The 6,554-nt window shown below is 69.4% G+C and carries 6 protein-coding genes and 1 pseudogene; 4 read left to right on the top strand and 3 right to left on the bottom strand.

Annotated features, from left to right (window positions below; translation table 11 throughout):
- Nucleotides 1-379: 379 nt before the first annotated feature.
- Nucleotides 380-730 (bottom strand): DoxX family protein, encoded by a 351-nt coding sequence (locus ABT342_RS37750; protein WP_351584032.1) that lies wholly within the window; start codon nt 728-730, stop codon nt 380-382.
- Between the two features lie 81 nt (nt 731-811).
- Here ABT342_RS37750 and ABT342_RS37745 point away from each other — a divergent pair.
- Nucleotides 812-1,687 (top strand): annotated as a pseudogene (locus ABT342_RS37745) (LysR family transcriptional regulator); the annotation flags it as partial.
- 106 nt (nt 1,688-1,793) lie between these two features.
- Here the strand turns inward: ABT342_RS37745 and ABT342_RS37740 are convergent.
- Nucleotides 1,794-3,074 (bottom strand): MFS transporter, encoded by a 1,281-nt coding sequence (locus ABT342_RS37740; protein WP_502965688.1) that lies wholly within the window; start codon nt 3,072-3,074, stop codon nt 1,794-1,796.
- 95 nt (nt 3,075-3,169) lie between these two features.
- On the opposite strand from ABT342_RS37740, the gene ABT342_RS37735 reads away from it, so the two are divergent.
- Together ABT342_RS37735 and ABT342_RS37730 are read left to right on the top strand one after the other, a co-directional pair.
- Nucleotides 3,170-3,622 (top strand): winged helix-turn-helix transcriptional regulator, encoded by a 453-nt coding sequence (locus ABT342_RS37735; protein WP_351584026.1) that lies wholly within the window; start codon nt 3,170-3,172, stop codon nt 3,620-3,622.
- Nucleotides 3,623-4,164: 542 nt separating this feature from the next.
- Entirely contained in the window at nt 4,165-4,965 is an 801-nt protein-coding gene (locus ABT342_RS37730) for a sporulation protein (RefSeq protein ID WP_351584023.1), read from the top strand.
- Between the two features lie 150 nt (nt 4,966-5,115).
- Here ABT342_RS37730 and ABT342_RS37725 read toward each other — a convergent pair whose 3' ends face one another.
- A complete protein-coding gene (locus tag ABT342_RS37725) occupies nt 5,116-5,394 on the bottom strand; it encodes a carbohydrate-binding module family 14 protein (RefSeq protein WP_351584020.1) in 279 nt (92 codons plus the stop codon).
- 107 nt (nt 5,395-5,501) lie between these two features.
- On the opposite strand from ABT342_RS37725, the gene ABT342_RS37720 reads away from it, so the two are divergent.
- Nucleotides 5,502-5,627, top strand: a complete 126-nt coding sequence (locus ABT342_RS37720) for a hypothetical protein (protein ID WP_351584017.1) — start codon at nt 5,502-5,504, stop codon at nt 5,625-5,627.
- Nucleotides 5,628-6,554: the final 927 nt, after the last annotated feature.

Below are 6,554 nucleotides of genomic sequence, written 5' to 3'. Positions count from 1 at the left end.
CGAGCCGCGCGGCGACCACGGTGTTGTTCCAGCCGTTCGCGCACGCCAGCACGATGCGGGCGCGAACGGCCAGCCCCTGCGCGGTCGAGCGGCGCTTGGCCCAGTTCTCCAGCGTCAGCCGCTCGGCCTGCGACAGCACGACGGGTTCCAGCCGGGTATCGCCCATGCTCACAGGACAGCGCGAACCGGCGGCCTGCCGCAGGCGAACACCGCAATCTGAAACAGGGGACGCCTCACGTGGCGACCCACCACCTCAAAACCAGGTCACTAGGACCACCTCACCATCAGCGGCTCAACGACCAACAACCATGCAGGAGACGGTCCAACTGGGCCGGCTCATGAGGTCGGTGCCGTGGCCACGGTCGTACCGCGTTCCGGGTCAACGCGGCGCTGTCAGCGCTGAGGCGAGCGTGGCCGCGGACAGAGCCAGGAACAGCAGGGCGCTGCCCAGCTGGTAGTCGCGCACCCGCAGGTGGGTGATCACTGCGCCGGCGAAGTACAGGATCAGGCCGGCCGCGGCCGCGACGCCGAGCGGCCGCAGGGCAAGGCCCGCCAGCAGTCCCAGCGAGGCTGTGCCCAGACAGGCGCCGAGCGGGTACATCCAGGACACAGGCACCTGAAGTCGCTCCGCGATGGCGACGACCATCGGGTGCCGGGTGAAGTCCACGTACGCACCGGCGCCCGTCGCGGCAGCGGTCAGCAAGGTCAGGGTGAGATACACGGCATACACGGCGGGGTCCTCTCTGGATCACCTCTACCCTCGCGGACCCCGGCGATGGCGGTCCAATACCTGCGTCCATAGCCTGACGGCATGGATGTGGACACTCGATTGCTGCGCTACTTCGCCACCGTGGCCGAGGAGGGCAACCTCACCCGCGCAGCGGAGCGGCTGTACGTGGCGCAGCCGTCGCTGACCAAGCAGATCAAGCAGCTGGAGACGAAACTCGGGGTGCGGCTGTTCGTCCGCTCCAGGGCGGGCATGGCGCTCACCGAGCCGGGGCGGGCGCTGGCGGAGCGGGTGCCTGCCCTGCTGGATGGTCTCGATGAGGCGGTACGGGAGGTCGAGGCCGCCTCCCGCAGGACTGACCGGGTGCTGCGGGTGGGGATCATGGGCAGCGGGGCCAATGAGGCGACACCGGCGATCACCGCCTCGTTCGGGGCGCGGCGGTCGGGCTGGCGGGTGGAGATGCGGCAGGGCGTATGGTCCGACCCGACGGCAGGGCTGGCCGATGGCGAGGTCGATGCCGCTCTGCTGTATCTGCCGTTCCCCGGCCAGGAGCGCCGGCGTGTGGCCGAGTTGTTCACCGAGCCGCGCTGCGTGCTGCTGCCGGCCGGCCACCGGCTGGCGGACCGTGAGTCGATCGCCTTTCGGGAGCTGTGGGACGAGCCGTTCGTGGCCGCCCCGTCGCAGGCGGGCGCATGGCGCGACTGGTGGCTGGCCACCGACGCCCGCGAGGGCCACCCGCCCCGGATCGGCGCCGAGACGCGCCACCCCGACGACTGGCTGAACGCCATCGCCAACGGCTACGGCATCGCCCTCGCCCCTTCGTCCGCCGCCCGGTACTACCCCCGCCCGGGCATCACACAGCGCCACGTCACCGGCATCGCCCCCTGCACGGTCGCCGTGGCCTGGTCCCCGGCTGACGACGACAACCCAGCCGTCCGGGAATTCGTCGAGTCCTGCCTGTCCGCAACGGCTCTCGCCCGGCACGGACAGACGAACAAAGGGCCGGCGGGCCGCGCGCAAGAAGGCCGCGCACGCCCTGGGCCAGGAGATGCTCGCCCAAGGCCACTCACGCCGGGCGATCGCCCGGCACACTGGGAGAGGTCGCCTTGGCGGCGGGGTCCGGGGTGCTGTGTCGCGTGAACGCCCACAGCACGAGCCCGCCGCAGCTGAACGCGGCACCCAGTGCGCATACGGCGCCCCAGCCGGCCACCCTGTAGAGGGAGGTCGCGGCGATGGCGCCGGTGGCGCTGCCGATCGAGTAGAAGACCATGTATCCGCCGATCAGCCGGCTGCCCGCGTCCGGGTGCAGCGCGTAGATCAGCGTCTGGTTGGTGACATGGACCGCCTGCACGGCGAGGTCGAGGAGGATCACCCCGACGACCAGGGCCCAGAGCGAGCTGCGGGTGAAGGCCAAGGGCAACCACGAGGCGGCCAGCAGCGCCAAGGCGATGCCGGTGGTCCGCCGGGACAGTCCGCGGTCGTTCAGACGGCCCGCCACGGTCGCGGCCAGGGCGCCGACGACACCGATCAGCCCCAGCGCCCCGATCGCGCTGTGGGGCAGGGAGTGCGGGGCCTCGCTGAGCGGCAGTGCGACGCTGCTCCACAGGGTGCTGAAGGCGGCGAAGATCAGCAGACCGAACAGGGCCCGGAGCCGCAGCACTCGTTCCCGTGCGAACAGGGTGATCGTGGAGCGCAGGAGCTGTCCGTAACGCAGGGCTGTCGGCAGAGCGTCACTGTGGCGCGGCAGCACTCGGTACAGGACCAGGGCGAGCACAGCGGTGAGCGACGCCGAGGCGAGGTAGACGGAGCGCCAGCCCGCAAGATCGGCCATGAGACCCGATGCGGTGCGGGCGAGCAGGATTCCGATGACCACGCCGCTGGTGACCAGACCGACGGCCCGTCCGCGCCCGGCGGGAGGAGCCAGTGATGCGGCGAAGGCCACCAGCGTCTGCGTGACGACCGCGAGAAGCCCCATCGCGGCCATGCCCACGAGCAGGATCGCCGCCGTGTGGGCGGCGGCTACGACGGCCAGTGCCACCACCAGGAGCAGCAATTGGGCCACGATGAGCCGTCTGCGGTCGGCCATGTCGCCCAGCGGCACGAGGAAGAAGAGTCCCAGCCCGTATCCGACATGCGTGAGGGTGACCACGCTGCCGACAAGTGCCGGGCTCAGGGCGAGGTCGTGACCCATGGTCACCAGGAGCGGCTGGGAGAAATAGACGTTGGCCACCGCGGCGCCGCAGGCGACGGCGAACAGCATGAGGACGCCACGGGACAGGACGAACGCGGAGCCTTCCCCTCTTCGGGCCCCGGTCCGTCGTGTCACAGCCTCGCCGTTGCCGGGCATCAGCACCCCCACAAATCTGGTTTCATCTTGCTACCAATGGTGACGGTAGCTTTTCTGGTAGCATGTTGCAACCATCGTGAGAGTGAGGGACCGCCATGGTGACCAGGACGCGCTTCGACAACAGCGAATGCCCCGTCGCCCGGTCGGTGGACGCGATCGGCGACTGGTGGTCCCTGCTGATCGTGCGGGACGCCTTCGACGGAAGCCGACGGTTCGGGGAGTTCCAGCGCAGCCTCGGCGTGGCGAAGAACATCCTCACCGCGCGCCTGCGCACCCTGGTCGCCGGCGGTGTCCTCGAATCCGTCCCCGCCTCGGACGGCAGCGCCTACCGCGAGTACGTGCTGACTCCGAAGGGCAAGGCGCTCTTCCCCGTCATCGTGGCACTGCGGCAGTGGGGCGAGCAGAACTTCTACGCCCCCGGCGAACCACACTCACAGTTGGTCGACCGCCGACAGGGACATCGCCTCCGCGCACTGGAAGTGCTGTCCGCGGACGGGCGACGACTGAACCCCGACGACACCACCGTCCACAAGATCTCCGCCCAGTGATCCGAGCCGGGGACCCGGTCCCGGCACACAACTCTGCTGATGATTCCGAGGCGGGTGGAATGAATGGCGCGAAGGGTTGCGGAGCCTGCTGCGGAAAGCGTCTGAGACCACCGGCCGGCCGCCCCGCACATTGCCGCGCTGCCCAACCCGGAGCTCCAGGCTGCTACTTCATCGACATCGCCCGTGCCTTCGACCAGTGGGGCAAACCAGACCGCCGCTACCGCGTGCTCCTCGCCGCCGAGCAAGCCGCACCACAAGAAGTCCACCGCTCCTCCGTCCGCACCATCGCCGCCGGGCTCGTCCGACACGACCGGACACTGCGCGGCGTTCGCGCCTTCGCAGCCCGCATACACACCCTCCGCCGACCGAGCGCAGGATGCGCAAGGCCCTGTTGGTGGCCCTGGGGGCTTGGGCTCCATCGGCGCACGGCGCCTGTTCCTCGCGCCGAGTGGTCGTCCGGGGCATGGCTCGGACGGAAATCCTCCCCGGGGGGAGAGCGGAAAGATCCTTACGGGGGCGGGGCGGGACGTTAGCCTGCGCACATGGTCTTCAGACGTCTGTGGGGCGACAAGGGCGGGATACCGCTCGAGATGGACACCGTCATCCTGTCCGATCCCGTCGAACCGGGAGGGATGCTCACCGGTGAGGTGGTGCTGCGCGCACCCGATCGTGATGTGGAGGTGCAGTCGATCCACCTGGAGGCATTCGTCGATACGCCGGGCGTCCACAAGGACGACGGCGACGAGAGCAAGGGTCCCTCGTTCACCTCCACCGCCGCGAGCGGCTGGTTCACCCTGAAGAAGGGCGAGGAGAGGCGGTCACCCTTCCGGCAACGGCTCTGGTGGGGAAGCCCGGTGTCCGAGGTGAACGGGCAGCGGTTCCACGGGGTGTCCCTGACCCTGCACACCAAGGTCGAGGCCGAGGGGATCAGCACCCGGACGGACTCCGATCCCCTGCGCATCGCCGCGCTACCCCTGCACACGGCCGTCTTCGACGCCTTCACCGCCGAGGGCTACGGCTGCACGACCTCACGGATCGTCGACTCGACCATCCCGGACACCGAGTACTCCATCTATCTGCGGCAGAGCTTCCTGCTCACCCGGCAAAGCGGCCACGAAGGGCCACAGGAGCTGGAACTGACCTTCCACAACAACTCCGTCGGCTGCGAGATCTACCTCCGCCGGGCCGCGCTGCACAAGAGGCACTGGGACGACAAGCCGCCGGCCCTTCGCTACGTCGCAGCCCACCACGACGTCGGCCGGGTGGACTTCACGGAGGAGGTCCGGCGCTGGATCGGCGAGGTCGCTGCCCTGGGCCAGAGCCACGAGGGCGCCGCGGACTGACGGCGCGTGTCACGCGAGGCCCGCTCCCCCTTGCGGAGGGAGCAGGACCCGCCCGGACATCACAGCCGCCGAACGGCCTCGCGTCGGAGGGCGTATGGGCCGGTGAGGCGTAGGAGGAACCCTGCGGCGCAGCCACCTTCCTTGAGGCGCCTACTTGCCGACGGTGGCACCCACCTGCGAGCTGTCGGGCTTGGGAGACTCTGCGGGCTGGGGCTTCACGCACTTCAGCTTCGTCGGCGAGAAGACCTTGCCGCGCTTGCACGACTTCTTCCCCTGGAACCACATGCTGCAGGTGGAGTACTTCGTGACGTCGTTGGGGTCGGGAACGCGGGTCGTCTTGAGTCCCAGGTCGCTCTGCCGGCAATCGGTGGCCCCGAACCTGGTCGGCCATGGCGTGGCCTGAGCCGGGCCAGCCGCGAGGGTCGTCATGGGCAAGGCGACGACCAAGGCTGCGCCGAGGCCAGCGAGGGAGCGAATGCAAGGGCACGAGCTCCCTCCTGCGCCCCGGATCCAACGACGTCACCGCCGACACGTGGGTGTGCAATGACGACGGAGAGCGCAAGCTCGTTGTCGACTGGGCGTTCCGCTACCGCAACCCGCGCGCCGCGACCGAGGGGAAGAAGGTCGTGGATGCCCTGAACAAGCTGCTGCGACAACCCTGACCGTGCGTACCGGAGTCGTGCACAGGCACGCCCATGACAGTCGGCCATCCTCGCGACTGGCGCCTGACAGCAGCAGCTTGGTCACCCCGTTGCAGCCATGATCACAGCCGCTTCGGAGTGAGAACAGAAGCAACTGACTCGACCCGGCTGACGCCCACACGGTGCCGCCAGCGCACCCATTCACCGGCCTGCCCGGGCGCACGTCGAGCAGCTCCCCGACGGGACCGAGCGCTGCAGGCGGAGTGTGGATCGCCAACCAACTCGCAGCCCTCGCCGACTCCGGCATCGACTGACCGCAGACCTGACCGCTCTGCGGGGGCACGAAGGCTATGCGAGTGCGCCAGGGCGCTGGTGTCGGTCATTGCCTGGCTCTTTGTCATGGACAAGGATTCCAGCCCCCGGCCCGGGCACACCCAGCTCCCACGGGTACCGCCGCCGGGCATCCGTCACGGTGGCAGACGACTACCGGAGAAGCCCGGATATGAACCGCTTGCGCCGCACCATCCTCACGCTCGTGGCAACCCTCCTCCTCGCCGGGGCAGCCACACTCCCGGCATACGCCGCACAACCCCCAGCCGACGCCCTTCTGCCCACCGCCAAGATTCCCCTGCTTGCCCCCCCTCGTCAGCCTCCTGGGCCTCACGGCCGGCCAGGAAGGCAGTTCGTGGGGGTGGGGGCGACCGGCCTCCGCGCTCCGGAAGCAAGGGGGGCGGCCCTGGTGAGGCCAACAGCGGACACCAAGGCCGCCCCCCTGCAACGCGCCACCGAGCCGGCCGGCCCCGACAAGACCGTTCAACGCACCGGAGCACCAACACGCCCGCAGGCCAACTCCGTGAGCTGTACTGAGATTTGTGGAGTCCCTGATGCCAGGGTTACCGTCCTGGCGAAGGAGAACCACCAGCACCATGGCAGCACCCCGTAAATACC

The organism is Streptomyces sp. NPDC000410, assembly GCF_040300305.1.
Lineage (GTDB): Bacteria > Actinomycetota > Actinomycetes > Streptomycetales > Streptomycetaceae > Streptomyces.
Note: the sequence above shows the minus strand (reverse complement) of the source record. Positions and strands in the feature narration are given on the sequence as shown.